Source organism: Cupriavidus sp. WGlv3 (assembly GCF_023952475.1).
Classification (GTDB): Bacteria; Pseudomonadota; Gammaproteobacteria; order Burkholderiales; family Burkholderiaceae; genus Cupriavidus; species Cupriavidus phytorum.
The window spans coordinates 39,749-64,660 of record NZ_JALHRX010000011.1 but is presented as its reverse complement, the minus strand read 5'-3'; the positions used below and the strand labels follow the sequence as shown (position 1 = coordinate 64,660).

Below are 24,912 nucleotides of genomic sequence, written 5' to 3'. Positions count from 1 at the left end.
GACCGTACCCGGCGCGCGCGCCTTAGAGCTGCGGCGCGCGGCAGGCCGCGCCGCCAGCATTGGCCGCCTCCGGCATGCCAAACACGGCCTGTGCCCCGCATTGCGAACCGAACATGCGGGCCTGGTCGTGCCCCACGCCCACCACTTCATAAGCCTGGTGGCGGATTACCAAACCCGGGCCGGCGAGGTAGCGCTCGTAGCGCAGGTAGCCGCGCGCACGCTGCAGCCGCGTCGGGCCCTCGGCCTCGGCGCCGCAGGATTTGTCGAGCACGCGATGGTTGGGATCGTTGTCCTCGGTGCCGGCCAGATAGGTCACCTGGCGGCCGGCATAGCGACGGAACAGCGCCATGCCGTCGGCGCCTTTGGCATACGGCACCATGTCCTGGATGCCGTAGCGGTACTTGTCGTAGTCCGGGCAGCGCGCCGGGTCATACAGTGCGAACGACTTGCCATCGGCGCCAGCCGGCCGCACCGGCGTGAAATAAAGATACGAAGACGGATTGGCCACGACGTAGCGCAGGTCGATGCCGCTCGCGCGGATGCGTTCGTCGACACGGTTCAGCACCGCGTAGCGGTGCACGATCTGCCCGCCGCCGGAATGGCCGGCCACCGTCACCTTGCGCACCTGCGGCAGCCGCGCTTTGTCGGTGAAGAGCGCGAGCAGGTCGTCCAGCACCTGCAATGAGCTGACGCGAGCCGGACCCTCGAGCGCGTCCTCGCCGCTGAGCCAGCCCTGCACCGACCAGTGCGGCATGCCGGTAAAGCCCTTGTTCCGGTCGGGCGTACCGGGAAAATTCGGCGCTACCAGCAGCACCTCGTCCGGGTTGCGGCCGCTGGCCTTCAGCAGTGCCGCGCCGGCGGCATAGTAGTCGTCGCCGTTGCGCTGCAGGCCATGCTGGACCAGCACGACTTCGCGAATGCGCGACAGGTCGCCATCGAGCCGGTGGCTGGCATAGACCGGGAAGTCATAGCCGGCGCCAGCGCCAAGATGCACGCGTTGCCAGTGCGGCGCGGCAGCCGGGGGGCCGGCGGGGTTGCCGGCGGCAGGCGGCACGGCCGGCATGCCGACGCAGCCCGTCAATACCGCGAGGCTGCCGGCAGCAACGGCGCGCGCCAGATGCGAGCGGGCGGACTGCGGCAGGCGGACGATCGATGGCGTCATGGCAGGTGGTCTCCGGTTGGCATGCCGGCGATGGTAGGGCAGTGGCGCCGGGCATGGCAACGCCTGCCGCGCCGCCATGCAGCCCTACGCCAGCCGCCTGGCCAGCGCCGCGACGTCGGACCACGTCACGCGCCGCACCATCACGCGCAGGTCGGGCCCATGGAAATCGTCCTCGAACGGCTCAGAGGCCTCGCCGCCCAGCCGCTGGTAGAACTCGCACGCCTGCGTATTGGCCTCGAGTACATAGAGGAACAGCGGGTGCCCTGGCCAACCCTGCATGACACGTTGCGCGCAATGCGCCAGCAGCCGCTTGCCCAGCCCCTGGCCATGGAAAGCAGGCAGGACATGCAGGTTGTCCAGATAGATGCCGAAGCGCGGGTCGGCCTGCGGCAACAGGCAGGCAAAGCCGGCGGCCTCGCCGTCGACCAGCGCCAGCGTGACCTCGGCCGGGCCATCGGCGCCGTCGTGCATGCGCGCGCGCCAGGCGGCCAGGCGTTCGGGGTAGGCCTGCTCGCGCAGGTAGGCCTCCGGCAGCATGCCGGGATAGGTGTGCTGCCAGCTGGCGGCGTGCATGGCGGCGAGCCGGTCGGCATCGGCGGCGGTGGCGGGTATCAGCGCAAGTTCGGGCATGGGACGAGACGGGAAAGGCACAGCGGTCCAGGCGCATGCGGCAAGCGCCCATTGTGCCCGCGCCATGCCAAAGCTTGCAAAAGGCGGAGGAAGGGTTTGCAATCGTGGTCCCCGGCACACCCGGCCTTCCCTTGCGCGCCGCCGCGGCAGCAGGAACGAAGGTTGCAGCAACCCGGTCACCACCCGCGCAAGCAAAAGGAAGCCTTATGTACATGGTCTACTGGTCCGAAGCCCTCGGCACCGGCCTGACGCCGCATGCGCAGTCGTTCCCCAGCGACGCGATGCGCGAAGCGCTGCGCTTTACCGAAGCGCTGCGCCAGCGCCAGCACGCGGGCGAGGCGGTCAGCTTTGTCACGCTGTGCTCGGAAAACCCCGACTCGGTCGGCCGCGCCGGCGCGGCCGATCCGCCGCCCGACTACGAGTGGAAGAAGCGGCGGCCCTGATCCGGCGCGTGGTGTCCGGACCGGTCATGCCAGCGCCGGCTCATCCCTGTCCGGTCTGGCGCGTGGCGATCCGGCGCCGCACGGACTCGTCGAACCAGCGGTCCATCATCGCCTTTTCATAGCGCAGCCTGTCGCTCTGGCTGTAGACGTTCACGCCCATGTTGAAGCTCTGGTCGGAGATGCGCTGCTCGCCGCTGCCGATCACGGCACCGTCGCTGCCGCGCAGTGCATAGCGCAGGGTCATGCGCGGCCAGGTGACATCGCGCACGATGCGGACGTCATAGCCGCGCACGCGCCATGGCTCGAAATGTCCCGCGAGATCGACATCCAGCACCTCGATGTTCAGCGCGTAGCCCGCTGGCAGGTAACGCGCCGCCAGTTCGTCGAAGTGGCGGCGGATATCGTTCATCACCTGCGCGCGCTCGCGGTCACTGCCGTACGCGCTGCGGTAGGCGGCATCGGTGTAGGTTTCGGGATGGGTAAAGGAAACTGTCAGCGTTCCGGCAGGCGGCGCGGCGAAGGCGCTGAGGGCACCGATGGCACACATCAGGCCCATGGGTGCCGCGCGGGCGGCCAGCAGACGGCGGGATCTGGCCATGGCGAACTCCAGGACAAGGGCATTGCGCTTCTTGATTGTAGTGCGCCGGGCCAGGTCAGCCGGCCTTCAGCCGATGATGTTGAACTGGCTGAAGTACGCCTCGTTCAGTTCCAGCCCCAGCCCCGGCAGGTTGTCGTCGAGCTGCAGGTAACCATTGTCCGGCGCCGGGTCGCCCTTGAAGATGTAGTAGAACAGCTCGTTGCCGACCTCGACGTCATGCACCGGGAAGTACTCGGCCATCGGCGATGCGGTCGAGGCCATGGTCAGGTGGTAGTTGTGCATCTGTCCGGCGTGCGGGATCACCGGCACCGACCAGGCCTCGGCCATGGCATTGATCTTCTGCGCCGCAGTGATGCCGCCGACGCGGTTGGTGTCGTACTGGATCACGTCGACCGCGCGGCGCTCCAGCAGGTCCTTGAAGCCGTACGAGGTGAACTCGTGCTCGCCGCCGGAGATCGGGAACGGACTGGCCTTCTTCAGTTCGACATAGCCCTCGATATCGTCGGCGATCACGGGCTCTTCGAGCCAGCGCGGATTGAACTCGGCCAGGCGCGGCAGCATGCGGCGCGCGTATTCGAGCGTCCAGCCCATGTAGCACTCCAGCATGATGTCGACGCCGTCGCCGACCAGCTCGCGCAGCAGCCGCACCTGCTCGAGGTTCTTCTGCATGCCGGCGGGGCCGTCCTTGGGACCGTAGCCGAAGCGCATCTTCATCGCGGTAAAGCCCTGGTCGAGGTAGCTTTGCGCTTCGGCCAGGAAGGCATCGCGGTCGTCGTTGTTGTAGAGCTTGGAGGCGTAGCACCAGATCTTTTCCTTGGTGCGCCCGCCCAGCAGCTTGAACACCGGCTTGCCGACCGCCTTGCCCATCAGGTCCCACAGCGCGATATCCACCGCCGAGATCGCCGCCATGCCGATGCCCTTGCGGCCCCAGGCGTGGGTGCGGCGATACATCTTCTGCCACAGGTATTCGTTGTCGAACGGGTCCTGGCCGAGCACCACCGGGGCCAGGTACTGGTCGACGATCTGCTTGGCCACGCGCGGCGCCAGCGCGCAGTTGCCGATGCCGACCAGGCCGGTATCGGTCTCGATCTCGACCACCATCCAGCCGTGGAAGCGGAACGAGCCCATGGCATCGCCGCGCTCGTACAGGATGTCGGTGGCGTTGGTGCAGAAGTGCGCCTGCGGCGGCACGGTCTTGCCCTTCCATTCAAAGACGCGGGCGCGGACGTTGGTGATCTTCATATTCAGCTCCTGATGGCAATGCGTTGGCGCGAACGCGCCCCGGCCGCGCCGGGGGCGGTCCTGCCGGATTCGGTTAGGGAGAGACGGGCGGCCTAGGCTTGGGCGGCGGCGCGCCGTTGCGCACCCATGCGGCAGGCGATCTGGAACGCCTGCAGCGTGGCGCCGGGATCGGCGCGGCCCTGCTGCGTGATGTCGAACGCGGTGCCGTGCGCGGGCGTGGTGATCGGCACCGGCAGCCCGCCCTGCACCGTCACGCCGCGCGAGAAGCCCATCAGCTTGATGCCGATCTGGCCCTGGTCGTGGTACATGGTGACGATGGCGTCGAACTGCCGCTGCGACGGACCGCCCTGCACCTTCAGGAAGATGGTGTCGGCCGGGAACGGGCCCTGCGCATCGACGCCGCGCTCGCACGCCGCGGCGACGGCGGGGGCGATCACGTCGATCTCTTCGCGGCCGAAGGCGCCGTTGTCGCCGTTGTGCGGGTTCAGGCCGCATACCGCGATGCGCGGGCTGGCCATGCCGGCGCGGCGCAGCGCCTGGTCGATCAGGTCGATCGCACCGCCCACGCGCTCCGGCGTGATCAGCGCCGGCACGTCCTTGAGCGCGACGTGCGAGGTCACGCGCGAGGTCCACAGCCCGTCCAGCACGTTGAACTCGCAGAAATCGCCGTGGTAGCCGAGCTGTTCGGCGAACCAGTGCAGCTCGTCGCTGTGGGCCATGCCGGCGGCGTGCAACGAACTCTTGTTGAGCGGTCCGAACAGGATCGCATCGGCCTGTCCGGCCTGCGCCAGCTCCAGTGCCAGCTTCAGCGTGCCCAGGCTGTAGCGCCCGCCTTCGGCGCTGGCCACGCCGCGCGCATAGGCCGCGCTGTCGGGCAGCTGCCAGTGGTACAGGCGCGGCTGGCCGTCGGTGGCGAAGGCGGGCACATCGGTCTCGGCCAGGGCCAGCTCGACTCCGGCGACCTGCATGCCGTGGCGCCATTCGGCGCGGTCGGCGATCAGCAGGATCTCGGCCTGCGCGGCGGTGCCGGCATCGGCCAGCAGCCGGGCGATCAGTTCGGGACCGATGCCGGCGGGGTCGCCCAGCACCATGGCGATTCTTGGACGGGGATGCATGAGGCTTCCGTAGAGGTTATTGGTCGAGCTTGACGCCCAGTTCGGCGATCAGCTTGCCGTAGCGCACGTATTCGGCGCGCGAGAACGCATCGAACTGCGCCGCGGTCAGCGCACCGGGCACCGCGCCCACGTCGGCCAGCCGGCGTACCGTGTCGGGGTCCTTGATCACCGTGGCGAGCGCGCCGCCCAGCTTCTGCAGCGTCGCCGGCGGCGTGCCGGCCGGGGCATAGACACCGTACCACGCGCTCATCTGGATGCCGGGCACGCCGGCTTCGGCCAGCGTGGGCACGTTGGGCAGCAGGGCCGAGCGCTGGTCGGCGGTCACGGCCAGCGCGCGCAGCTTGCCGGCCTTGATATGGCCGATGACCGAGGGCATGGTCTCGAAGCTCATATCGACCTGCCCGCCCATCAGGTCCACCAGCGCGCTGCTGCTGCTCTTGTACGGCACATGCAGCAGCTTGCCCTTGATCTGGCGCGCAAAGGCCGCGCCGGCCAGGTGCTGGGTGCTGCCGACCCCCGACGAGCTGTAGCGGAACTTGTCCGGATTGGCCTGGATCTGCGCCACCAGAGCCTTGACGTCGCGCGCCGTCACCTGGCTGTTGACCACCAGCACATTGGGCACCGTCGACACCAGCGCCACCGGCGCCAGGTCCTTGAGCGGATCGAACTGCAGCTTGAGCAGGTGTGGCGCGATCGCCTGCGAGGTGACCACGCCCATCAGCAGCGTATTGCCGTCCGCCGGCGCCTTGGCGGTAATGTCCGCGGCAATGGTGTTGGATGCGCCGGGGCGGTTGTCGACCACCACCGGCTGCTTCAGCTGCGCGGCAAGCTTGTCGGAGACGATACGCGCCATCACGTCGGTGCCGCCGCCCGGGGCGGCGCCCACCATCAGCCGCACCGGCCGCGTGTCCTGGGCCCATGCCGCACCTGCTGTCGCGGCCACAGCGGCCACCGTGGCGAGGCCGGCGAGTGTGCCGGCGATCCATGTCTTCATTGCTGTCTCCGTCGTTTGCTGTCCGGCTCTGCGGCGCGGATGGCCAGACTATAGGAGCATCAGCGATTCGCCACTACTGACGTTTTTTGAACTGGCGATCACCTGACGTTATACCTTGGCGCCGGCCCCGGAGGACGTGGCCTGTCCCGCTTTCAGGATAGCGACCAGTTGCCGCGCCGCCGCCGACAGGCCGCCGCCGCGCCGCGTGACGATGCCGAAGGTCTGCTGGCGCGACTGCAGCCGCACCGGCAGGATGCGCAGCATTTTCTGGCGCTCGAACATGGCGGCCACGCCCGCCGGCAGCAGCGATACCAGCCGGGGATCGCCCTGCAGCATCGACACCGTGACGAACGCCGACGAGGTCGACACCGCATTGGCCGGGAAGCTCATGCCGGCCAGGTCCAGTTCGCGCTGCAGCAGCGCATGCATCGGCATATGGCCGGCATACGTGATCCAGCGATATCCCGCGAGGTCGGCAAACCCCATCGCGGCCGCGCGCGGCGCCGGATGCGAACGTCCCACCACCACCGCCACCTGCTCGTCGCCAAGCGGGTGGTAGTGGTAGCGGGCTGGCTCGTCGCTGACCAGCGAGCGGCCGATCACCAGGTCCAGGTGGCCGTCATCGAGCAGTTCCAGCAGGCGGCGGCTGGTGTCCTCGATCACTTCCAGCGCCAAGTCGGGGTGCGCCTGGCGCAACTGCGCCAGCGCCGGCACCAGCACCTCGGGCACCGCGCCCATGATGGTGCCGACGGCGACACGGCCGCCGCTGCCGGCGCGGATGCCGGCCACCTCGTCGCACATCGCGCCCAGGTCCGCCACCAGCTGGCGCGCATGCCGGATCACGCAGTGGCCAAAGGCGTTGGGGCGCATGCCGCGCCGCGAGCGCTCGAACAACGGCGCCTCCAGCATGCTTTCCAGCTCCTGCAGCGACTTGCTCGCCGCGGACTGGGTCATCGCCATGGCCGCGGCCGCCTGGTGCAGCGATGCGTGTTCGTCCAGCGCGATCAGCAGTTGCAGTTGCTTCACGCGCAGGCGGCCCATGACGGTCTCGAGGGTGGATTTCATGATATGGCGGTGAGTCGCAAAAGCGATCACCAGATGGAAAGGTTTCAATATACAGCCCGCCGGACGGCTCGTATATTGGCCCGACCATTGATCGACAGCCGGAGCGAGACCATGACCCGCAGCCCAACCCCTACCGTCTACCGCGGCGTATTCCCGGTGGCGCCCACGATCTTCGACGCGCACGGCGGTCTCGACCTGGACGGCCAGCGCCGCTGCATCGACTTCATGATCGATGCCGGCTCGCACGGCCTGTGCATCCTGGCCAATTTCTCCGAGCAGTTCGTGCTGAGCGACGACGAGCGCAACGTGCTGATGAAGACCGTGCTCGAACACGTCGACGGCCGCGTGCCGGTGATCGTTACCACCACGCATTTCAGTTCGCGCCTGTGCGCCGAGCGCAGCCGCGCGGCGCAGGACGCTGGCGCGGCCATGGTGATGGTGATGCCGCCCTATCACGGCGCCACCATCCGCATGCCCGAGCGCAGCATCTATGAATTCTTCGCCACGGTCTCGGACGCGATCGACATCCCCATCATGATCCAGGACGCGCCGGTCAGCGGCACTACGCTGAGCGCGCCGTTCCTCGCGCGCATGGCGCGCGAGATCGGCAATGTGTCGTACTTCAAGATCGAGGTGCCGCAGGCCGCGGCCAAGCTGCGCGAGCTGATCGAACTGGGCGGCGACGCCATCGTCGGCCCGTGGGATGGCGAAGAGGCCATCACGCTGATGGCCGACCTGGAAGCGGGCGCCACCGGCGCCATGACCGGCGCGGGCTTTCCCGACGGCATCCGCCAGATCCTCGATGCCTGGCAGGCCGGCGACGCGGAACTGGCCGCGCAGCGCTACCAGCAATGGCTGCCGCTGATCAACTACGAAAACCGCCAGGGCTGGCTGGCCACCAGCAAGGTGCTGATGCAGGCAGGCGGCGTGATCGCGTCGGACGCGGTACGCCACCCGCTGCAGCCGATGCACCCGGCCACGCGCGAAGGGCTGCTGCGGATCGCGCGGCGGCTGGATCCGATGGTGTTGCGGTGGGGGCGGTGAGGATTTCTGCGATGCCGGCGCCGCCATGAAGTCACGGCGCACGCCAGCCCCCCTTCCCGTTCTGAACGCACGCCTGCCAACGCCTTCCCAAACCCCATCATGACCCTCACCGGCAACCTCCTGATCGGCCGCGAATCCCCCCGCGGCACCCACGGCACCCTCCACGCCATCGACGCCGCCACCGGCACTCAACTGGACCCCGCCTTCGGCGGCGCCACGCCCCAGCAGCTCGACCACGCCTGCGCCCTCGCCTGGCAGGCGTTCGATACCTATCGCGAGACCGCCCCCGAGCGCCGCGCCGATTTCCTTGAAGCCATCGCGGCCAACATCCTCGCGCTCGGCGATGCGCTGGTCGACCGCTGCGTGGCCGAATCCGGCCTGCCGCGCGCCCGCATCGAAGGCGAGCGCGGCCGCACCGTGGGCCAGCTGCGGCTGTTCGCGAACATGCTGCGCCGGGGCGATTTCCTTGAACTGCGCGTGGACCCGGCCCAGCCCGAACGCAAGCCGCTGCCGCGCCCGGACCTGCGCCTGCGCCATATCCCGCTGGGCCCGGTGGCGGTGTTCGGCGCCAGCAATTTTCCGCTGGCATTCTCGGTGGCGGGCGGCGATACCGCATCGGCGCTGGCCGCCGGTTGCCCCGTCATCGTCAAGGCGCATCCGGCGCATCCCGGCACCTCGGAGCTGGTCGGCCGCGCCGTCCAGCAGGCCGTGGCCGGCATGGACCTGCCCGCAGGCACGTTCTCGCTGCTGTTCGACGCCGGCCTGGAAATCGGCCAGGGGCTGGTGTGCGATCCGCGCATCAAGGCGGTGGGCTTCACCGGCTCGCGCACGGGCGGCATGGCGCTGATGGCGCTGGCTGCAGCGCGGCCGGAGCCTATCCCGGTGTTTGCCGAGATGAGCAGCGTCAACCCGGTGCTGCTGTTCCCGCATGCGCTGGCCAGCCGCGCCGAAGCCATCGGCACCGCCTTCGCCGATTCGCTGACGCTGGGCGCCGGGCAGTTCTGCACCAATCCCGGCCTGGTGCTGGCCGTTGCAGGGGACGACCTCGATCGCTTCCTGCAGGCCGCCTCGGCGCGGCTGGACACGCTGCCCGCGGCGACGATGCTGACCCCCGGCATCCATCGCGCCTATTGCGCCGGCGTGGCGTCGCTCGCCGGGCACGCCCAGGTACAGACCATCGCGCGCGGCCCGGCAGGATCGGCCACGCAGGGACAGGCGGCGCTGTTCGCCACCGACGCCGCGGCCTTCCTCGCCGACCCGGCGCTGCGCCACGAAGTCTTCGGCGCCGCCGCGCTGGTGGTGCGCTGCCGCGACCTGGCCGAGGTGCGCGGCATCATCGATACGCTGGAAGGCCAGCTGACCGCCGCGCTGCATCTCGACGACGCCGACCACGACGCCGCCCGCCCGTTGCTGCCCGCGCTGGAACGGCTGGCGGGGCGCATCCTGGTCAACGGCTTCGGCACCGGCGTGGAAGTCGGCCATGCGATGGTGCATGGCGGTCCGTGGCCGGCTACTTCCGACGGCCGCAGCACTTCGGTCGGCAGCCTGGCGATCGCGCGCTTCGTGCGCCCGGTCAGCTACCAGGACATGCCGGCCGGGCTGCTGCCCGCTTCGCTGCGCCCGGATAGCCCGCAGCGACACCACTGGCGCGTCGACGGCAAACTGCCCGGCAGCGCCGACTAAACACCAGCGCGCTAGCGCGACCGCGCCCGCAACGCATCGATCAGCAGGCTCATCGATGCGGTCGGCGGGCGGCCGCGCCGCGTGACGATGCCATACGGCCCCAGCTTGCGCGGCAGCGGCAGCGGCAACACCGCCAGCGCGCCCAGCCGGCCGTAGTAGGCCGCCACCGACTCCGGCAACACCGCGATCAGCTCGCTGTCCGCCAGCAACGAGGTGGTCATCAGCACCGCCGCGGTCTCGATGGTCGACGGCGGCGCCGGCACGCCGGCATCCTCGAACGAGCGGTCGATCAGCGCGCGCATCGGGCTCGGGCGCGGCTGCATGATCCACGGGTAGCGCGTCAGCTCGGCGAACGACAGCTTGCGCCGCCGCGCCAGCGGATGCTGCGGCCCGACCACGATCGCCAGCCCCTCGTCGCCCAGCTGCTCGAACTCCAGCCCGCTGCTGTCCCAGCCATCCGGCACCCGGCCCAGCACGAGGTCGAGCTGGTCGCGCTCGAGCTGCGGCATCAGCACGTCGCTGGTCTCGACGTGCACCGCCACCTCCAGCCGCGGATGATCGCGGTTCAGTTGCCGGATCACGTCGGCAAGCAGCCCCGGCGTCGGCGCCATCACCGCGCCGACACGCACGCGCCCGATCTTGCCCGATTCCAGCGCCACCAGCTCGTCGCGCAAGCCGCCCATATCCGCAAACACCAGCCGCGCATAGCGCGTTGCCGCCAGCCCGAAGCGCGTCGGCCGCAGCCCGCGCGCATGGCGCTCGAACAGTGGCACGCCAAGCAGGTCTTCCATGTCCTGCAGCATCTTGCTGACCGCGGGCTGGGTCAGCGTCAGCGCTTCCGCGGCCTGGCGCAGCGAGCCGCGCTCTTCCACGGCAAGCAGCAGGCGCAGGTGCTGCATCTTGAGGCGGCCGTGGAGTGTGCTGACGGGTGGAATCATGGGAAGGACGAAGGCGGGGATGGAAGGACAGGCTCGCGCCTGTGATCGCAAATTCTTATCGCTTTACCCAGGATGGTCAACCTGCAGATATCGCTGTCCAACCGGTGGCTGGCCTCGCTGCCATGCCCGCCCTATAGTGAATGGCGATGCGGCCGGTTGTCACGCCCTGCACTTCGGGGCCGCATCCGTTACATCCATGGGAGGCCAGCACCATGCATGGCGATGCCAACATCACCGAGGTGACGATCCCGGCCGCCGGCGTGATCTTGCAAGGCGTCCTCGCGCTGCCACCGGGCGCCGCGGCATTGGTACTGTTCGCGCACGGCACCGGCAGTTCGCGCCATAGCCCGCGCAATCGCTACGTGGCCGCCGAACTCAATCGCGGCGGCATGGGAACCTTGCTGATGGACCTGCTGCTTCCCGACGAAGACCAGGTGCAGGCGATCCGCTTCGACGTCGCGTTGCTGGCCGAGCGGCTTGCCCATGCCACCAGCTGGGTCGCGCAGCAGGCCGGCATGCCAGCTCGACTGGGCTACTTCGGCGCCAGCATTGGTGCCGCCGCATCGATTCGCGCCGCGAGCAGGTCGCCAATCCCGATCGGCGCCATCGTCTCGCGCGGCGGCAGGGTCGACCTGGCAGGCGCCGACGCCCTTGCCACCCTGCCGACACCGACCATGCTGATCGTGGGCGGGCTCGATGTCAGCGTGCTGGAACGGAACGAGTCGGCCTTCGCCCAGCTGTCATGTCCGAAGAAGCTGGTGATCGTCCCCGGCGCTTCCCATCTGTTCGAAGAGCCCGGCGCGCTGCAGTCGGTGGCCCGCCTGGCGGCGCAATGGTTCGAGCGCTATCTGTGCAAGGCATCGCCCTGAGCAACGTGTGGGGACGCCTGCGCCCCGAGTGTCGCCAACTGGCAAGTCAATGTCCCTGCAAAGTAAGCAGGTAGCCGGGGGAGCGCCTGATACTGGCCTGCAATAGGCCGGACGCGGAAGCGTCCGACGATCGACCGACCTGCAGGAGACACAGCAATGAAGATCAGGCAAATCACCCCCGCCATCGGCGCCGAGATTTCCGGCGTCAACCTTGGCGAGGCGGCACGCGACCCGGCGCTCTTCGCCGAAATCCGTGCGGCGCTGCTCAAGTACAAGGTACTCTTCTTTCGCAAACAAGAGGTCTCGCGCGCCGATCACGTGGCCTTCGCGAGCGGCTTCGGCAAGCTGGAAGACCATCCCGTGGCCGGCAGTGTTCCAGAACATGCCGGACTCGTGAAGGTCTACCGCAGCGACAACCCGCACAGCTACGAGAACAGCTATCACTGCGACGGCCTGTGGCGGCCCAACCCAGCCATGGGGGCGGTACTGCGCTGCATCGAATGTCCTGAGATCGGCGGCGACACCATCTGGGTCAACATGGCGAAGGCCTACGAAGAGCTGCCCGAGGAGATCAAGCGCAAGATCGACGGCTTGCGCGCGAGGGCGAGCATCGAGCACAGCTTCGGCGCCGTCATGACACCCGAAGACCGTGCCAGGCTGGCCAGCGAACATCCGCCGGTAGAGCATCCGGTGGTGCGTACCCATCCGGAGACCGGGGAGAAGATCCTGTTTGTCGGTGCCTCGTTCACGACGCACTTCACCAACTACAGCACGCCGGAAAACGTGCGCCACGGCATCGACAAGTCGCCCGGCGCCTCGCTGCTGCTCAACTACCTGACCAGCCGCGCCACCATTCCCGAGTACCAGGTGCGCTGGGCCTGGCAGCAGGGCGATGTTGCCGTCTGGGACAACCGCAGCACGCAGCACTACGCCGTGAACGACTACTACCCCGCACCGCGCAAGCTGGAGCGCGCCGGCATCGTCGGCGATATCCCCTACTGATCTGCACTGGCGGAGGCAAGCACCTCCGCGCTGCCGGCAGGGCGGAAGACGTCGAAGTGAACGTCGGCCGTCACGCGTAGCGTTGAGCCGTGCGGCGGCTTCGACACGAGCAACGTCGCGGGTTATCCTCGCTTGACAAGGCATGGCGGCTATTTATCATGGGCTGTCAATTTTCTGCGTCAGTTCCAGATGTCGTTACTTGTGCGCGCAGCAGCCCTCACCAACTACAGCGAGGTCGCCCGGGCCGCCGGGCTGGACCCGGTGCGGATGCTGTTTGACGCGGGGTTGAGTCCAGGCGTGCTGCGCGAGCCGGACCTCAAGATTCCGGTCGAGCGTTTTGGTCGCCTGCTCCAGGCCTCCGCCGACATCTCGGGCAATGAGAGTTTCGGCTTGTGCATGGCAGAGTCACGCCTGCTGTCGAATCTTGGGGCGGTAGGCATGCTGATCCGCGACCAGGCGACGCTGCGTGATTCGCTCGACATGCTGATGCGCTACCAGCCGATGCTCAATGGTGCGCAGTCGCTGGCGGTCGAAGAGTGTGGCGAACTGGTCATCATCCGCGAGACGCTGATCGCTGGCAGTGCACACCAGCCGACTCGCCAGAGGATGGAGCTGGCGCTCGGCGTCATGGTGCGATTGATACGCCAGCTGCTCCGGCCCGACTGGCAGCCGCTACGCGTATGCTTCGAACACGCCGCGCCGCGCGACCTCAGTGCCCACCATCGCTTCCTGGGCCCTCGCATCGAATTCAATTGCGACTTCAACGGCATCGTCTGCGCGAAGGCCGATCTCGATGCGCGCAACCCCTGGGCCGATCCCGCCATGGCTCGCTACGCGCAGCGCCTGGTCGACAGCTCCGCCATGTCGCAGCGGACCACAATGCGCGAGGACGTGCGCCGCGCGGTCCTGTTGCTGTTGCCCAGCGGCCGCTGCAGCATCGAACAGGTGGCCGAAAGCCTGGGCGTGGTGTGCCGCACGGTTCAGCGCCGCCTGGCCGAAGAGGGGCAGAGCTTCTCGACCATCGTCAATGACGTGCGCACGGAGCTTGCGACGCGTCATGTCATCGAGAGCGATCGTCCCCTGACTGAAGTGGCGACCATGCTTGGCTTTTCTGCGCTGAGCGGTTTCTCGCGCTGGTATCACGCGCAATTCGGTTGCAGCCCCAGGGAGAGCCGCATCGCGCGCCGACCCGCAGCACCTTCGACGGCAAGCCGGGCATAACGCTCCGTCAACAGGATTTGCGGGCCGGTCTGGTTCATTCATCCAGCCGGATCTTTGCATCGGCCGCGATCTTCGCCCAGGCCTGCAGATCGTGGCTGACCGTCTCGCCGAACTGCACCGGGGTCTTCACCGGCGGCGGCCCGAAGTTCATGGTCTTCATCATCGTGGCGAGCTCCGGGGACGCCTGGACCTTGCTGACCTCATCGGCCAGCCGCTTGACGATGGCCGGGCTGGTTCCCGCGGGCGCGAACATGCCGAACCAGCCCGTCATATCGAACGGATAGCCCTGTTCCCCCATGGTCTTGACATCCGGCAGCTTCGGCGCGCGCACGGTGCCGGTGACGGCAATGGCGCGGACCTTGCCGGCGCGCAGGAAAGGAACGGGCGCGGCCGGGTCGGTCCAACCGATTTTCACGACCCCCGAGGAAAGGTCGGTCAATAGCTGATTGGAGGTCTTGTATGCGACATGCTCCGCCTTGATGCCGGTCTGCTTCTTGAGCCATTCCATGGTCAGCTGCCCTGAAGAACCCGTGGCCCAACTCGCGTAGCTGTACTTGTCCGGGTTCGCCTTCAGCAGCTGGACCAGCTCCTGCAGGTTGTGCGCGGGCAGGTCGTTGCTGACCAGCAGCAGCACGCCACCCTCGGCCGTCTCGGCGATGGGGACCAGGCTCTTCTTCGGGTCATACGGAAGGTGTTTCAGCACGGCCGGAGCGACGACCTGGTTCGATGCGGTGGTGTAGAGGACCGTGTATCCGTCCGCAGGCGCCTTGACTACGGCGCTTGTCCCGATGACGCCACTGCCGCCCGGGCGGTTTTCAATGACGACCGGTTGCTTCAGGGCGACCGACAGGCGTTGCGCCATCACGCGTGCCAGGGCATCGGTTCCTGATCCTGCCGACGATGCCACGACCATCTGGATCGGGCGTGTGGGCCAGGCTGCTTCCGCCTGCACCGAGCCGGCCGCGGACCACGCCAGCAGCGCTCCCGTGCCCAGCGTGACAGCAACCAGCCGTTGAATTCGCCATGCCATTGTCTGCCTCCATGTACTTGCCGTGTTGACGCTCGGTTACTGTTTCCATGTGCGTCGCCCTGGCGGCAGGGCGACGCACATGACGGGACCGAGTGAGCCGTTCGAAGATTTCCTTACATGCACTCGGCCTTGCGCAGGAAGCCCTGGTGGCCACCGTTGCGATTGGGGGCAAAGCCATTCTTCTGCAGCGTTTCTTCCACGGTGTCGTAGAAGACGCCAAGCTGCAGGATCTCCCGGGTCTGCTGCGCGGTGGCGATGGGGCGGCCGAATTCGCCGGCGATGCGCACCAGTTGCCTGATCTGCTCGACCGTGCTCATCTTGCCCGTGCGGGTCTGGTTCCACAGCACGTCCTCGATGCCACACCGCACATGCAGGCCCAACGCCATGCCGATCATGTTGATGGGCAGCACATTCAGCACCGAACTCTCCACCGTGACCACGGCGCCATCCGGCACGGCACGCAGGATGTTGGCCAGGTTGTAGATGTTGGCCTGGTCCATGCCACCGCTGATCGCCACCCAGTTCATGACCAGCGGGCCCTTGTAAACGCCGCGGCGAATCATCCGCTCGATCGTCTCGAAGCTGTTGATGTTGTAGCACTGGAATTCGCTTTGGATGCCGGCGGCGGTCAGGCGTCGGACGTGCTCCTCGAACCAGCTGGGATTCGACGGCACGACCATGTCCTTGTAGGTACCGTAGAGGTGCGCGAATCCGCGCGAAACCCCCTTGAAGTCGTCCACGCCAGCATGCTCGGTCACGTTCATCTGCGACGTATTGACGGTCACGGTGACCTGGTCGGGCTTCGGATCGAGTTCGGCCAGCATATGCCGCGTGTCATCGTCGAGCCATTTGGCTTCCTGGCCTTCTTCCGGCGCGAAGCTGATCGAACCTCCCACCTGGATGACAATTTCAGGGCAAGCGGCGCGCACCCCGGCGATCAGCTCGTTGAACTGGGACAGGCGCTTGCTGCCCTTGCCGTCGGCTTCGCGCACATGCAGATGCAGCACGCGTGCACCGGCTTCATAGCAATCCACCGCCTTCTGGATCTGATCTTCCATGGTGACCGGGATATCTTCCGGAAAGTCCGACGGAATCCATCCCGGCGCATAGGGGGCGGCGGTGATGATCAGGGGCTGCTGGTTTTCGGGATACAGGTGGCCGTCAAGGAAGTTCATGCTGGTGGCTCTCCAGGGTGAGATATGGATCCGCCTTGTTCAAGGCGGGCAAACGGTCAAATCACGAAAATCGATGAGCCGGTGGTCTTCCGCGACTCGAGGTCGCGATGTGCCTGCACGGCTTCCTGCAGCGCATAGCGCTGATTGATGCCGATGCGGATGCGGCCGGCCGCCACGTGGCCGAACAACTCGGCGACCAGTTCCGCCTTCTCGGCGGGATCGGCGATATAGTCGGCCAGGCCCGGCCGGGTCAGGAATGCCGAGCCCTTGCGGGCCAGTATTGCCGGATCGAACCCGCTAACCGGACCCGAGGCAAAGCCCACGCACACCAGCAGGCCGCGGCGCTTGAGCGAGTCAAGCGAGGACATGAAGGTGTCCTTGCCCACGCTATCGAAGACCACGTTCACGCCCGCGCCATCGGTCAGCTCGCGCACGCGCGCGGCCACGTCCTCATGGCTGTAGTTGATGGTGTGGTCGCAGCCATGGGCGCGCGCGACTTCGGCCTTGGCCTCGGTGGAAACCGTCCCGATCACCGTCAGTCCCTGCAGCCTGGCCCATTGCGAAATGATCAGGCCGACCCCGCCTGCCGCGGCATGCAGCAGGATGGCGTCGCCCGCCTTGAAGGGATAGATGCGGCGCATCAGGTACGCCGCCGACAGGCCCCGCATGGTCATGGCCGCCGCGACTTCGCAGCTGATGGCCTCCGGCAGCCTGATCAGCGCATCGGCAGAAATCAGCCGCTCGGTGCTGTAGGCGCCCAGGGTGGGGATAAAGCCCGTGTAGGTCACGCGGTCGCCAACCGACAGATGGGTGACGCCGGCACCGATGGCCTCGACCACGCCGGCGGCTTCGTTGCCGATGCCGCTGGGCAGCGGAACCTTGTACATGCCGCTGCGGAAGTAGGTGTCGGCAAAATTCAAACCCACCGCCACGTGACGGAGGCGCACCTCTCCCGGTCCCGGCTCCCCCACGCGGGCATCCTCGAAACGGAGGACTTCGGGGCCGCCTGTTTCGTAAATCCTGATGACTTTTGCCACGTTGTCTCCTGTTCTCCATCAGCTATGACGCGCCGTCTGCGATGGATGGCTGCATGTCCGTCGCGACGATGGAATCATCCGGCCCGGTGCGACTTTCCGCTTTCCCTTGCATGCCCCGGACTTTCCCCTTTGTGACAAGGCGCGAGCGACGCCGCAGGTACAATGTGCCGGCCCGCGGCCTTGCCGAGCGGGCGCATCCACGCCAATTTCTCAAGGGACAGGTCACCACCCATGCGCGACACCAGCCGGGAATTCCTCCTCGGTCCGCTGCTCAAAGGCGTGTCGCGTTCGTTCTACCTGACGCTGCGCGTGCTGCCCGCGCGCATGCGGGATCCGGTTGGGCTGGCCTACCTGCTCGCGCGCGCCGCGGACACCATTGCGGATACCGCGCTGATCGCACCGGAACGGCGGCTGGCATTGCTGTTGTCGCTGCGCGAGCAGGTCAACGGCGTGAACGGCGGGGCGGCGTCGATGCCCGACTTTGCCGCGGAAGTGGCAAGCCGGCAGGAGCAGTCCGACGAACGCATCCTGCTCGAGTCGCTGGCACACGCGCTGGCCGCGCTGGCGCAACTGGAGCCGGCAGATCGCAGCGCGGTGCGGCAGATCGTGTCGACGCTGACCGCAGGGATGGAATTCGACCTGCGCACGTTCCCCGATGAACGCGCGGGGCACATCGTCGCGCTGCGCGAGCTGGAGGACCTGGACCGCTACACCTACCTGGTCGCAGGCTGCGTGGGCGAGTTCTGGACCCGCATGGCGGCCGCCCACATGCCCGGCGCGATCGGCGAGGTCGACGGCATGCTGCGCCGCGGCGTCCGCTTCGGCAAAGCCCTGCAGATGACCAATGTGCTGCGCGATTGCGGCAAGGATTTGCGCATCGGGCGCTGCTACCTGCCGGAGACGATGCTGGAGAGCGAAGGTTTGCGCCCGCAGGACCTGCTGCGCCCGGACGCCTCTGCGCGTGCGCGCGCGCTGATGTTCGAGCTGGTGCGCAACACGCTGGAGCACTTCGAACAGGCGCTGGCCTATACGCTGGCCATCCCGGCGCGCTTCGTCAGGCTGCGGCTGGCCTGCCTGTGGCCGGTGCTGATCGGCATGGAAACGCTGCGGCTGCTGGTGCGCAACCACAGCTGGCTGGAGCCGGGCCGCTCGTCCAGGTTGCCCCGCCGTCAGGTCTACCGCATCCTGGCGTATTCGGTGCCGATGGTGCTGTCGAACGGCCTGCTGCGCGCGTGGTTCGGGCGCCAGCTTCGCGATATCGAGGCCGTCATCGGCTGACGCCTGCCGTCGCGGCATGCGTCGCCCGTCCGTGCCGGATCAGTGGCCGGTGAAGACCGTCAGCACCCCGGTGTAGCCATACAGGTGGTCCCGCGCGATCTCGCCGCCGGCGAAGAACCCGGCCAGCGGCAGGTCGCCCAGCGCACCGCGCAAGGTCTGCAGCTCGGCATGCGGCGCGCCGAAGTGCGGTCCGCCGCGGCCGGAGCAGCTGATGTAGAGCGCGCCGCGCGCGCGGCCGCCGCCCTGCTCGACCTCCGTGCGGAGCTCGGTGGCGATGCGCACCAGGTCCGCGCGCGCCGCGGCGGCGTTGCGCATGCAGAAGGCGAGCCGCATGCCGGGCTCAACCGTGTCGGCCAGCGCCAGCACGCGATGCTGCACGTCCAGGCCGATCAGGTGCCGCACCAGCGTGTCCGAGCCGAACCTGCCCGGCAGGGCCGGGACGTCGTCGCTGGCCGCGTTCAGTCCCGCCAGCGTGCCCGACAGTGCCTCGGCCATGGCTTCGACCGGCGCGCCGCGGTCCAGCTGTAGATCGTCCAGCACGCAGTCGAGGGCGGGCTTGCCATCCAGCGCGAACACCAGGTTCTGCTCGCCGCGCGTCACGGTGCGTACCGGTCCTATCGGCTCGCACCCCTGCGTGACCCGCGACACCAGCCCCACTTCAGGACCGAACAGCACGCCCGACAGCCCGCCGGAGAAGACGCCGTCGGCAATGTGCAGGGTACGGTTGCGCGCCGAGGACAGGCCGCCGAACAGGTAGCCGGTGGCGGTGCGTGCGCTCAGCTCGTGCAGCAGGCCCTGAACATCCGGTGTGCTGCCTTCGGCATGCACCAGCGCGGTATGGGGAACGAAGCCGGCAGACGCGGACGGCAGCGGCTGACGTCCGGAGAAGACGCGGAAGGCATCGCGCGGAAGCGGCGCGGCCATCAGCACCATCGCCGGTTCGTCGAAGTACTCCTTGCCGCTCGCGGAAACGCCCAGCCCGGCCGTGCCGACCCAGGACACTCCGGGCCAGTTTTGCTGCAGCGCCTCAAGGATGGCCTCGGCGGCCAGGGCGTAATAGTCGCTCAGGTAGCACCAGCCGAGCGTCAGCGGCGGCGCCGCGTCGGACCTGGCCTGCCTCAGCAAGTTTTGCGTGTCCAGCTGGCGCTGGCAATCGGCCAGGGCCAGCTGCCACTCGACATGGGCGGCGTCAGCATGAACGAAGAAGAGGTCTTGCATGGCGGTTCCCTCCGGTTCAGGCCGACGACACCCATTGGACTGCCGCCAAGATGGTGCGTTTCAGACCCCGGCCGCGCTCCGGAAATAAAAAAGCCGGTTCCCTCGAGGAGCCGGCTTTCCGCTATTGCGCAGCAACAGAGGCCGATGGCAATCAGTCCACCGTCGCCCCCGAAGCCTTCACCACCTTCGCCCACTTGGCCGTTTCCGACTTCATGAACGCGGCGAGCTGGGCCGGCTTTTCCGGGTTGGGCTCGGCGCCCTGGTCGGCCATCTGCTTCTTCACGTCGGGCATGGCCAGGATCTTGACCACTTCGGCGTTGAGGCGGTCGACGATGGCCTGCGGGGTGCCGCCGGTGGCGTAAAGGGCGAACCACGAGGTGGCTTCATAGCCCGGCACGCCCGATTCGGCCACGGTCGGCACGTTGGGCAGCGCCGGCGAGCGCTTGGCCGAGGTCACGGCCAGCGCGCGCAGCTTGCCCGCCTTCACGTGCGGGTACGACGACGGCATGTTGTCGAACATCAGGCCGATCTGGTTGCCCAGCAGGTCATTGACGGCCGGGGCGCTGCCCTTGTACGGGATGTGCTGGATATGCAGGCCGGTCATCGAGTTGAACAGTTCGCCCGACAGGTGCATCGACGAGCCGCTGCCCGACGAGCCGTACGACAGCTTGTCCGGGTTGGCCTTGACGTAGGCGATCAGTTCCTTGATGTTGTTGACCGGTACCTTGGGATTGGCCACCACCAGGTTCGGCACCATCGCCACGCGGCTGATCGGCGCGAAGTCCTTGACCGGGTCGTACGGCAGCTTGGAGTACAGCGACTGGTTGATGGCGTGGGTGCCGATGGTGCCCATGAACAGCGTGTAGCCGTCGCCCGGGGCCTTGGCGGCCAGCGAGGCGCCGATGTTGCCGCCCGCGCCCGGACGGTTGTCGATCACCACCGGCTGGCCGAGCGCCTTGCCCAGCTGCAGGCCGACGATGCGGGCCAGGATGTCGGTGGTGCCGCCGGCCGAGAACGGCACGATCAGCGTGATCGGCTTGGTCGGATAGCCGCCCTGCGCATGGGCCGCGCCGGCAAAGCCGGCGATGGTGGTGGCCAGCGCCACGCCGGCGGCAAGCAGGCGGCGGCGCGTGGTGGAGGTCTGGGAATCTTGTCTCATCGGTAAAGCTCCGGTGCTATGTCGTTCCGGCGGTGATCGGGTACCGCGGGAGGTTGTGCTGAATGGCGTGATTGCCGTTCCCGAACGGAGCGCGCACACGCGCGCTTCCGGTGGGCGGCCCGCTGATGGGCCGCCATGCGTGACGCTTGGTTAACGTCTCTTCTTGTTGAATGCTTGAGTCGCGCAGGCCGGCCGGTCTTTACACCGGCGCAACGCCCAGCGTGGTGCCGCCGCAAACGTACAGCACCTGGCCGGTGACGAAGCCGTTGTCGGGCGACAGGAAGAACAGCGCGGCACGTGCCACGTCCTCGGGCGTGCCCATGCGCTTGACGGTGATGCTGGCGAGGATGCGTTTGGTCTGTTCGGCGCCTTCCGGATTGCTCTTGCGGAACAGCTCGGTGGCGATCGGGCCCGGCGCCACGGCGTTGACGGTCACGCCGTCGCCACCCAGTTCCATCGCCAGCGTGCGGGTCATGCCGATCAGGCCGGCCTTGGTGGCGGAGTACACCACGCGCTCGGCCTTGCCCAGCGCCGCGCGCGACGCCATGTTGACGATGCGGCCGAAACCCGCGGCGCGCATCGCCGGCAGGCACGCCTGCGTCAGCAGCAGCGTGGCCTGCAGGTGCAGCCCGGTCACGTAGTCCAGGTCGGCGACGGTGGCGGTGTCGGCGGTGCCGGGGCGCGTGGCGCCGGCGTTGTTGACCAGGCGCGTGACGGCGAAGCGCGACGTCACCTGCGCGGCCACGGCGCGGGTGGCCTCGGCATCGGTCAGGTCGGCCTGGAAGAAGCTCAGGTTGGGGTGCGACCACGCCGGCTCGGCGTAGTCGACATTGACCACCTGGGTCACGCCATCGGCCAGCAGCATTTCACAGATGGCGCGGCCGATGCCGGAACTGCCGCCGGTGACGAGGGTGGCTACGGGGAGGGACATCTTTGACTCACTCAATAAAAACTACCGCTGTCCTGCTCCCTCTCCCGCTTGCAGGAGAGGGTTCAACCTTCGTGCTTAAACGCGCTCGATCACCATCGCAATGCCCTGGCCCACGCCGATGCACATCGTGCACAGCGCGAAGCGGCCGCCGGTGCGGTGCAGCTGGTACATCGCGGTGGTGACCAGGCGCGCGCCGCTCATGCCGAGCGGGTGGCCCAGCGCGATCGCGCCGCCGTTCGGGTTGACGCGCTGGTCGTCGTCGGCCACGCCGAGTTCGCGCAGCACCGCCAGGCCTTGCGCGGCGAAGGCTTCGTTCAGCTCGATCACGTCGATCTGGTCCAGCGTCATGCCCAGCTGCTTGAGCAGCTTCTGCGTCGCCGGTGCCGGGCCGATTCCCATCACGCGCGGCGCCACGCCGGCGGTGGCCATGCCGACGATGCGGGCGCGCGGGGTCAGGCCGTGTTGCTTGATGCCGGCTTCGCTTGCCAGCAGGATCGCGCAGGCGCCGTCGTTCACGCCCGAGGCATTGCCCGCGGTAACGGTGCCGTCAGCACGGACCACGCCGCGCAGCTTGGCCAGCGCTTCCATGCTGGTGGCACGCGGGTGTTCGTCGCGCTCGACCACGATGGCGTCGCCCTTCTTCTGCGGAATCGTGACCGCGGTGATTTCCTGGGCGAGCGTGCCGTCGGCCTGCGCGCGCGAGGCCTTTTCCTGGCTGCGCAGCGCCATCAGGTCCTGGTCTTCGCGGCTGATCTTGTAGTCGGTGGCGACGTTCTCGGCGGTCTCGGGCATCGAGTCCACGCCGTAGGCGGCGCGCATGGCCGGGTTGATGAAGCGCCAGCCGATGGTGGTGTCGAAGATCTGCGCATCGCGCGAGAACGCGCTGGTGGCCTTGCCCATCACGAACGGGGCGCGGCTCATGCTTTCCACGCCGCCGGCGATCATCAGGTTGGCCTCGCCGGCCTTGATCGCGCGCGCGGCGGTGCCGGTGGCGTCCATGCCCGAGCCGCACAGGCGGTTGATGGTGGCGCCCGGCACCTCCTGCGGCAGGCCCGCCAGCAGCGACGACATGCGCGCCACGTTGCGGTTGTCTTCGCCGGCCTGGTTGGCGTTGCCGTAGATCACGTCGTCGATGGCCTTCCAGTCGACGTTGGCGTTGCGGGCCATCAGCGCCTTCAGCGGCACCGCGCCGAGGTCGTCCGCGCGCACCGCGGACAGGCTGCCGCCGTAGCGGCCGATGGGGGTGCGGATGGCGTCGCAGATAAAGGCTTCGGTCATGGTGCGTCTCTCTCTCGTTGTGATGGATGTCGATGCCGGCGCTCAGGCCTGCTTCAGGGGCACGCCGGTCAGGCGCTGCAGTTCGTCAAAGCTCAGGCCCTCGACCAGGTCGCGCGCGACCAGGCCGTCGCCGGTCACGTCGAGCGTGGCCAGGTCAGTGTAGATGCGCGTCACGCAGCCGATGCCGGTCAGCGGATAGGTGCATTGCGGCACGATCTTGCTTTCGCCCTGCTTGGTCAGGTGCTCCATCATCACGAACACCTGCTTGGCGCCAATCGCCAGGTCCATCGCGCCGCCCACGGCGGGGATGGCGCCCGGTGCGCCGGTGTGCCAGTTGGCCAGGTCGCCCTGTTGCGACACCTGGAACGCGCCCAGCACGCAGAAGTCGAGATGGCCGCCGCGCATCATCGCGAACGAATCGGCGTGGTGGAAGTACGAGCCGCCCGGCTTGATCGTCACCGGCTGCTTGCCGGCGTTGATCAGGTCGCCGTCCTCTTCACCGGCGGCGGGCGCGGGGCCCATGCCGAGCAGGCCGTTCTCGCTGTGCAGCAGGATTTCCTTGTCGGCCGGCAGGTGGTTTCCGACCAGGGTGGGCAGTCCGATGCCGAGGTTGACCACGGCACCGTCGGGAATGTCTTTGGCCACGCGGGCGGCCATCTGATCGCGGGTCAGGCGTTGCATGCTGTTTCTCCTGTATTCGCGCTCAGGCGACCTTGACGACACGCTTGACGAACAGGCCCGGCGTGACGATGTGCTCGGGGTCCATCTCGCCCAGCTCGACCACGCGGCTGACCTGCACGATCGCGCATTTGGCGGCCATCGCCATGATCGGGCCGAAGTTGCGCGCGGTCTTGCGGTAGGTCAGGTTGCCCCAGCGGTCGGCGGTGTCGGCCTTGATCAGTGCAAAGTCGGCGTGGATCGGGGTTTCGAACACATAGCCCTGGCCGTCGATGATGCGGGTTTCCTTGCCTTCGGCCAGCGGCGTGCCATAGGCGGTGCGGGTGAAGAAGCCGCCGATGCCGGCGCCGGCGGCGCGGATGCGCTCGGCCAGGTTGCCCTGCGGCACCAGCTCCAGCTCGATCTCGCCGGCGTGGTAGAGCGAATCGAACACGTAGGAATCCGCCTGGCGCGGGAACGAGCAGATGATCTTGCGCACGCGCTTGGTCTTCAGCAGCGCGGCCAGCCCGGTGTCGCCGTTGCCGGCGTTGTTGTTGACGATGGTGAGGTCGCGCGCGCCCTGCGCGATCAGCGCGTCGATCAGTTCCGCGGGCATGCCTGCCAGGCCGAAGCCGCCGGTCAGGATGGTGGCGCCGTCGTGGATGCCGGCAACTGCCGCTTCCACCGAGTCGTATAGCTTGTTGATCACTTGCGTTCCAGGTCGGAAGATCCGCCAGGCTTACCGGAGCGGGCCGCAAGCCGCGGCGCATGAAAGACGGTCTCCGGTAGTCCTGCCGGAAGGATGTTCGTTGCGGCGGGCGGCGTGGCCTGCCCGGTGAACGAGTCCAGCAGTCTGCGCGTGCTCTGCATTGGTCGAAGTGGAACCAGGCACTCGTCGATCGAACCTACGGATAGCCGGGTAAAGCCGGGACAACCGAAATGTTCGATATACGAACTTGAATTCGCAGAATGAACAGATTACACCTGGCCGTCGACGACGGTCAAGCCGACCGGGCGGTCGGCCCAGCAGTTTGTGCGATCAGCGCGCAAGGTGATGCATACACCCTCTGTGTAGGACAGAGCCGACCTCACAATCGGCTCGCACGGGATAGGAGGCGACGCCGTCCGGGGCTATCGTTGAAT

General features: G+C 67.8%; 24 protein-coding genes. 7 read left to right on the top strand and 17 right to left on the bottom strand.

All coding sequences use genetic code 11. The features are described from left to right. Window positions 1–22: 22 nt before the first annotated feature. A complete protein-coding gene (locus MKD38_RS18625; protein ID WP_252678856.1) occupies window positions 23–1,162 on the bottom strand; it encodes a hypothetical protein in 1,140 nt (379 codons plus the stop codon). 84 nt (window positions 1,163–1,246) lie between these two features. Then, window positions 1,247–1,792, bottom strand: a complete 546-nt coding sequence (locus tag MKD38_RS18620) for a GNAT family N-acetyltransferase (RefSeq protein WP_252678854.1) — start codon at window positions 1,790–1,792, stop codon at window positions 1,247–1,249. A 206-nt stretch (window positions 1,793–1,998) separates the two neighbouring features. Between MKD38_RS18620 and MKD38_RS18615 the strand changes: the two genes are divergently transcribed. Beyond that, entirely contained in the window at window positions 1,999–2,235 is a 237-nt protein-coding gene (locus tag MKD38_RS18615; protein ID WP_018004736.1) for a hypothetical protein, read from the top strand. A gap of 40 nt (window positions 2,236–2,275) precedes the next feature. On the opposite strand, the gene MKD38_RS18610 is transcribed toward MKD38_RS18615, so the two are convergent. The 5 genes from MKD38_RS18610 to MKD38_RS18590 all read right to left on the bottom strand — a co-directional run bounded on the left by MKD38_RS18610 (window position 2,276) and on the right by MKD38_RS18590 (window position 7,249). Further along, window positions 2,276–2,833 carry a DUF3016 domain-containing protein gene (locus MKD38_RS18610; protein WP_252678851.1) on the bottom strand — a complete coding sequence of 186 codons (558 nt, stop codon included), beginning with the start codon at window positions 2,831–2,833 and terminating at the stop codon, window positions 2,276–2,278. Window positions 2,834–2,899: 66 nt separating this feature from the next. After that, window positions 2,900–4,075 carry an L-rhamnonate dehydratase gene (locus MKD38_RS18605; RefSeq protein WP_252678849.1) on the bottom strand — a complete coding sequence of 392 codons (1,176 nt, stop codon included), beginning with the start codon at window positions 4,073–4,075 and terminating at the stop codon, window positions 2,900–2,902. 92 nt (window positions 4,076–4,167) lie between these two features. Next, window positions 4,168–5,190: a 4-hydroxythreonine-4-phosphate dehydrogenase PdxA gene (locus MKD38_RS18600; RefSeq protein WP_252678847.1), complete on the bottom strand. Its 1,023-nt coding sequence runs from the start codon at window positions 5,188–5,190 to the stop codon at window positions 4,168–4,170. A 16-nt stretch (window positions 5,191–5,206) separates the two neighbouring features. After that, complete coding sequence (locus tag MKD38_RS18595; protein ID WP_252678845.1) at window positions 5,207–6,184, bottom strand: Bug family tripartite tricarboxylate transporter substrate binding protein; 978 nt, start codon at window positions 6,182–6,184, stop codon at window positions 5,207–5,209. Window positions 6,185–6,292: 108 nt separating this feature from the next. Continuing rightward, entirely contained in the window at window positions 6,293–7,249 is a 957-nt protein-coding gene (locus MKD38_RS18590; protein WP_252678843.1) for a LysR substrate-binding domain-containing protein, read from the bottom strand. Between the two features lie 111 nt (window positions 7,250–7,360). Between MKD38_RS18590 and MKD38_RS18585 the strand changes: the two genes are divergently transcribed. Then, a complete protein-coding gene (locus MKD38_RS18585; RefSeq protein WP_252678841.1) occupies window positions 7,361–8,293 on the top strand; it encodes a dihydrodipicolinate synthase family protein in 933 nt (310 codons plus the stop codon). A 99-nt stretch (window positions 8,294–8,392) separates the two neighbouring features. Then, window positions 8,393–9,976, top strand: a complete 1,584-nt coding sequence (locus tag MKD38_RS18580; RefSeq protein ID WP_252678839.1) for an aldehyde dehydrogenase (NADP(+)) — start codon at window positions 8,393–8,395, stop codon at window positions 9,974–9,976. 11 nt (window positions 9,977–9,987) lie between these two features. Here the strand turns inward: MKD38_RS18580 and MKD38_RS18575 are convergent, their stop codons facing one another. Further along, window positions 9,988–10,914, bottom strand: coding sequence for a LysR family transcriptional regulator (locus MKD38_RS18575; RefSeq protein ID WP_062802302.1), 927 nt, complete (start codon window positions 10,912–10,914; stop codon window positions 9,988–9,990). Between the two features lie 212 nt (window positions 10,915–11,126). On the opposite strand from MKD38_RS18575, the gene MKD38_RS18570 reads away from it, so the two are divergent. The 3 genes from MKD38_RS18570 (at window position 11,127) to MKD38_RS18560 (ending at window position 14,006) form a co-directional block, all read left to right on the top strand. Beyond that, on the top strand, window positions 11,127–11,783 hold the full coding sequence (locus MKD38_RS18570; RefSeq protein WP_252678837.1) for a dienelactone hydrolase family protein: 657 nt from the start codon (window positions 11,127–11,129) through the stop codon (window positions 11,781–11,783). Between the two features lie 156 nt (window positions 11,784–11,939). After that, on the top strand, window positions 11,940–12,785 hold the full coding sequence (locus MKD38_RS18565; protein ID WP_252678835.1) for a TauD/TfdA dioxygenase family protein: 846 nt from the start codon (window positions 11,940–11,942) through the stop codon (window positions 12,783–12,785). 189 nt (window positions 12,786–12,974) lie between these two features. Next, a complete protein-coding gene (locus MKD38_RS18560; protein WP_252679058.1) occupies window positions 12,975–14,006 on the top strand; it encodes an AraC family transcriptional regulator in 1,032 nt (343 codons plus the stop codon). A 34-nt stretch (window positions 14,007–14,040) separates the two neighbouring features. Here MKD38_RS18560 and MKD38_RS18555 read toward each other — a convergent pair whose 3' ends face one another. From MKD38_RS18555 to MKD38_RS18545, 3 genes are all read right to left on the bottom strand, one after another. After that, window positions 14,041–15,036, bottom strand: coding sequence for a Bug family tripartite tricarboxylate transporter substrate binding protein (locus MKD38_RS18555; RefSeq protein WP_252678833.1), 996 nt, complete (start codon window positions 15,034–15,036; stop codon window positions 14,041–14,043). Window positions 15,037–15,149: 113 nt separating this feature from the next. Further along, window positions 15,150–16,211, bottom strand: a complete 1,062-nt coding sequence (locus MKD38_RS18550) for a beta-keto acid cleavage family enzyme (protein ID WP_115682223.1) — start codon at window positions 16,209–16,211, stop codon at window positions 15,150–15,152. A 56-nt stretch (window positions 16,212–16,267) separates the two neighbouring features. Further along, window positions 16,268–17,248, bottom strand: coding sequence for a quinone oxidoreductase family protein (locus MKD38_RS18545; protein ID WP_252678831.1), 981 nt, complete (start codon window positions 17,246–17,248; stop codon window positions 16,268–16,270). Window positions 17,249–17,479: 231 nt separating this feature from the next. On the opposite strand from MKD38_RS18545, the gene MKD38_RS18540 reads away from it, so the two are divergent. Then, the gene (locus MKD38_RS18540; RefSeq protein ID WP_252678829.1) at window positions 17,480–18,526 is read left to right on the top strand and encodes a phytoene/squalene synthase family protein; all 1,047 of its coding nucleotides are present in this window, start codon (window positions 17,480–17,482) and stop codon (window positions 18,524–18,526) included. A gap of 39 nt (window positions 18,527–18,565) precedes the next feature. Here MKD38_RS18540 and MKD38_RS18535 read toward each other — a convergent pair whose 3' ends face one another. The 6 genes from MKD38_RS18535 to MKD38_RS18510 all read right to left on the bottom strand — a co-directional run bounded on the left by MKD38_RS18535 (window position 18,566) and on the right by MKD38_RS18510 (window position 24,478). Beyond that, window positions 18,566–19,744 (bottom strand): FIST signal transduction protein, encoded by a 1,179-nt coding sequence (locus tag MKD38_RS18535; RefSeq protein WP_252678827.1) that lies wholly within the window; start codon window positions 19,742–19,744, stop codon window positions 18,566–18,568. Between the two features lie 151 nt (window positions 19,745–19,895). Beyond that, on the bottom strand, window positions 19,896–20,903 hold the full coding sequence (locus MKD38_RS18530) for a Bug family tripartite tricarboxylate transporter substrate binding protein (RefSeq protein ID WP_092316187.1): 1,008 nt from the start codon (window positions 20,901–20,903) through the stop codon (window positions 19,896–19,898). A gap of 199 nt (window positions 20,904–21,102) precedes the next feature. Further along, the gene (locus tag MKD38_RS18525) at window positions 21,103–21,834 is read right to left on the bottom strand and encodes an SDR family NAD(P)-dependent oxidoreductase (RefSeq protein ID WP_062802297.1); all 732 of its coding nucleotides are present in this window, start codon (window positions 21,832–21,834) and stop codon (window positions 21,103–21,105) included. Window positions 21,835–21,909: 75 nt separating this feature from the next. Next, window positions 21,910–23,112, bottom strand: a complete 1,203-nt coding sequence (gene pcaF, locus MKD38_RS18520; RefSeq protein ID WP_252678825.1) for a 3-oxoadipyl-CoA thiolase — start codon at window positions 23,110–23,112, stop codon at window positions 21,910–21,912. A 42-nt stretch (window positions 23,113–23,154) separates the two neighbouring features. Further along, window positions 23,155–23,793, bottom strand: a complete 639-nt coding sequence (locus tag MKD38_RS18515) for a 3-oxoacid CoA-transferase subunit B (RefSeq protein WP_252678823.1) — start codon at window positions 23,791–23,793, stop codon at window positions 23,155–23,157. A 22-nt stretch (window positions 23,794–23,815) separates the two neighbouring features. Beyond that, window positions 23,816–24,478 (bottom strand): 3-oxoacid CoA-transferase subunit A, encoded by a 663-nt coding sequence (locus MKD38_RS18510; RefSeq protein ID WP_092316195.1) that lies wholly within the window; start codon window positions 24,476–24,478, stop codon window positions 23,816–23,818. Window positions 24,479–24,912 lie beyond the last annotated feature (434 nt).

Excerpts from the sequence above, each read along its gene's own strand:
- MKD38_RS18625 (WP_252678856.1), bottom strand. The coding sequence starts at position 1,162 with ATGACGCCATCGATCGTCCGCCTGCCGCAGTCCGCCCGCTCGCATCTG.
- MKD38_RS18620 (WP_252678854.1), bottom strand. The coding sequence starts at position 1,792 with ATGCCCGAACTTGCGCTGATACCCGCCACCGCCGCCGATGCCGACCGG.
- MKD38_RS18615 (WP_018004736.1), top strand. The coding sequence starts at position 1,999 with ATGTACATGGTCTACTGGTCCGAAGCCCTCGGCACCGGCCTGACGCCG.
- MKD38_RS18610 (WP_252678851.1), bottom strand. The coding sequence starts at position 2,833 with ATGGCCAGATCCCGCCGTCTGCTGGCCGCCCGCGCGGCACCCATGGGC.
- MKD38_RS18605 (WP_252678849.1), bottom strand. The coding sequence starts at position 4,075 with ATGAAGATCACCAACGTCCGCGCCCGCGTCTTTGAATGGAAGGGCAAG.
- MKD38_RS18600 (WP_252678847.1), bottom strand. The coding sequence starts at position 5,190 with ATGCATCCCCGTCCAAGAATCGCCATGGTGCTGGGCGACCCCGCCGGC.
- MKD38_RS18595 (WP_252678845.1), bottom strand. The coding sequence starts at position 6,184 with ATGAAGACATGGATCGCCGGCACACTCGCCGGCCTCGCCACGGTGGCC.
- MKD38_RS18590 (WP_252678843.1), bottom strand. The coding sequence starts at position 7,249 with ATGAAATCCACCCTCGAGACCGTCATGGGCCGCCTGCGCGTGAAGCAA.
- MKD38_RS18585 (WP_252678841.1), top strand. The coding sequence starts at position 7,361 with ATGACCCGCAGCCCAACCCCTACCGTCTACCGCGGCGTATTCCCGGTG.
- MKD38_RS18580 (WP_252678839.1), top strand. The coding sequence starts at position 8,393 with ATGACCCTCACCGGCAACCTCCTGATCGGCCGCGAATCCCCCCGCGGC.
- MKD38_RS18575 (WP_062802302.1), bottom strand. The coding sequence starts at position 10,914 with ATGATTCCACCCGTCAGCACACTCCACGGCCGCCTCAAGATGCAGCAC.
- MKD38_RS18570 (WP_252678837.1), top strand. The coding sequence starts at position 11,127 with ATGCATGGCGATGCCAACATCACCGAGGTGACGATCCCGGCCGCCGGC.
- MKD38_RS18565 (WP_252678835.1), top strand. The coding sequence starts at position 11,940 with ATGAAGATCAGGCAAATCACCCCCGCCATCGGCGCCGAGATTTCCGGC.
- MKD38_RS18560 (WP_252679058.1), top strand. The coding sequence starts at position 12,975 with ATGTCGTTACTTGTGCGCGCAGCAGCCCTCACCAACTACAGCGAGGTC.
- MKD38_RS18555 (WP_252678833.1), bottom strand. The coding sequence starts at position 15,036 with ATGGCATGGCGAATTCAACGGCTGGTTGCTGTCACGCTGGGCACGGGA.
- MKD38_RS18550 (WP_115682223.1), bottom strand. The coding sequence starts at position 16,211 with ATGAACTTCCTTGACGGCCACCTGTATCCCGAAAACCAGCAGCCCCTG.
- MKD38_RS18540 (WP_252678829.1), top strand. The coding sequence starts at position 17,480 with ATGCGCGACACCAGCCGGGAATTCCTCCTCGGTCCGCTGCTCAAAGGC.
- MKD38_RS18535 (WP_252678827.1), bottom strand. The coding sequence starts at position 19,744 with ATGCAAGACCTCTTCTTCGTTCATGCTGACGCCGCCCATGTCGAGTGG.
- MKD38_RS18530 (WP_092316187.1), bottom strand. The coding sequence starts at position 20,903 with ATGAGACAAGATTCCCAGACCTCCACCACGCGCCGCCGCCTGCTTGCC.
- MKD38_RS18525 (WP_062802297.1), bottom strand. The coding sequence starts at position 21,834 with ATGTCCCTCCCCGTAGCCACCCTCGTCACCGGCGGCAGTTCCGGCATC.
- pcaF (WP_252678825.1), bottom strand. The coding sequence starts at position 23,112 with ATGACCGAAGCCTTTATCTGCGACGCCATCCGCACCCCCATCGGCCGC.
- MKD38_RS18515 (WP_252678823.1), bottom strand. The coding sequence starts at position 23,793 with ATGCAACGCCTGACCCGCGATCAGATGGCCGCCCGCGTGGCCAAAGAC.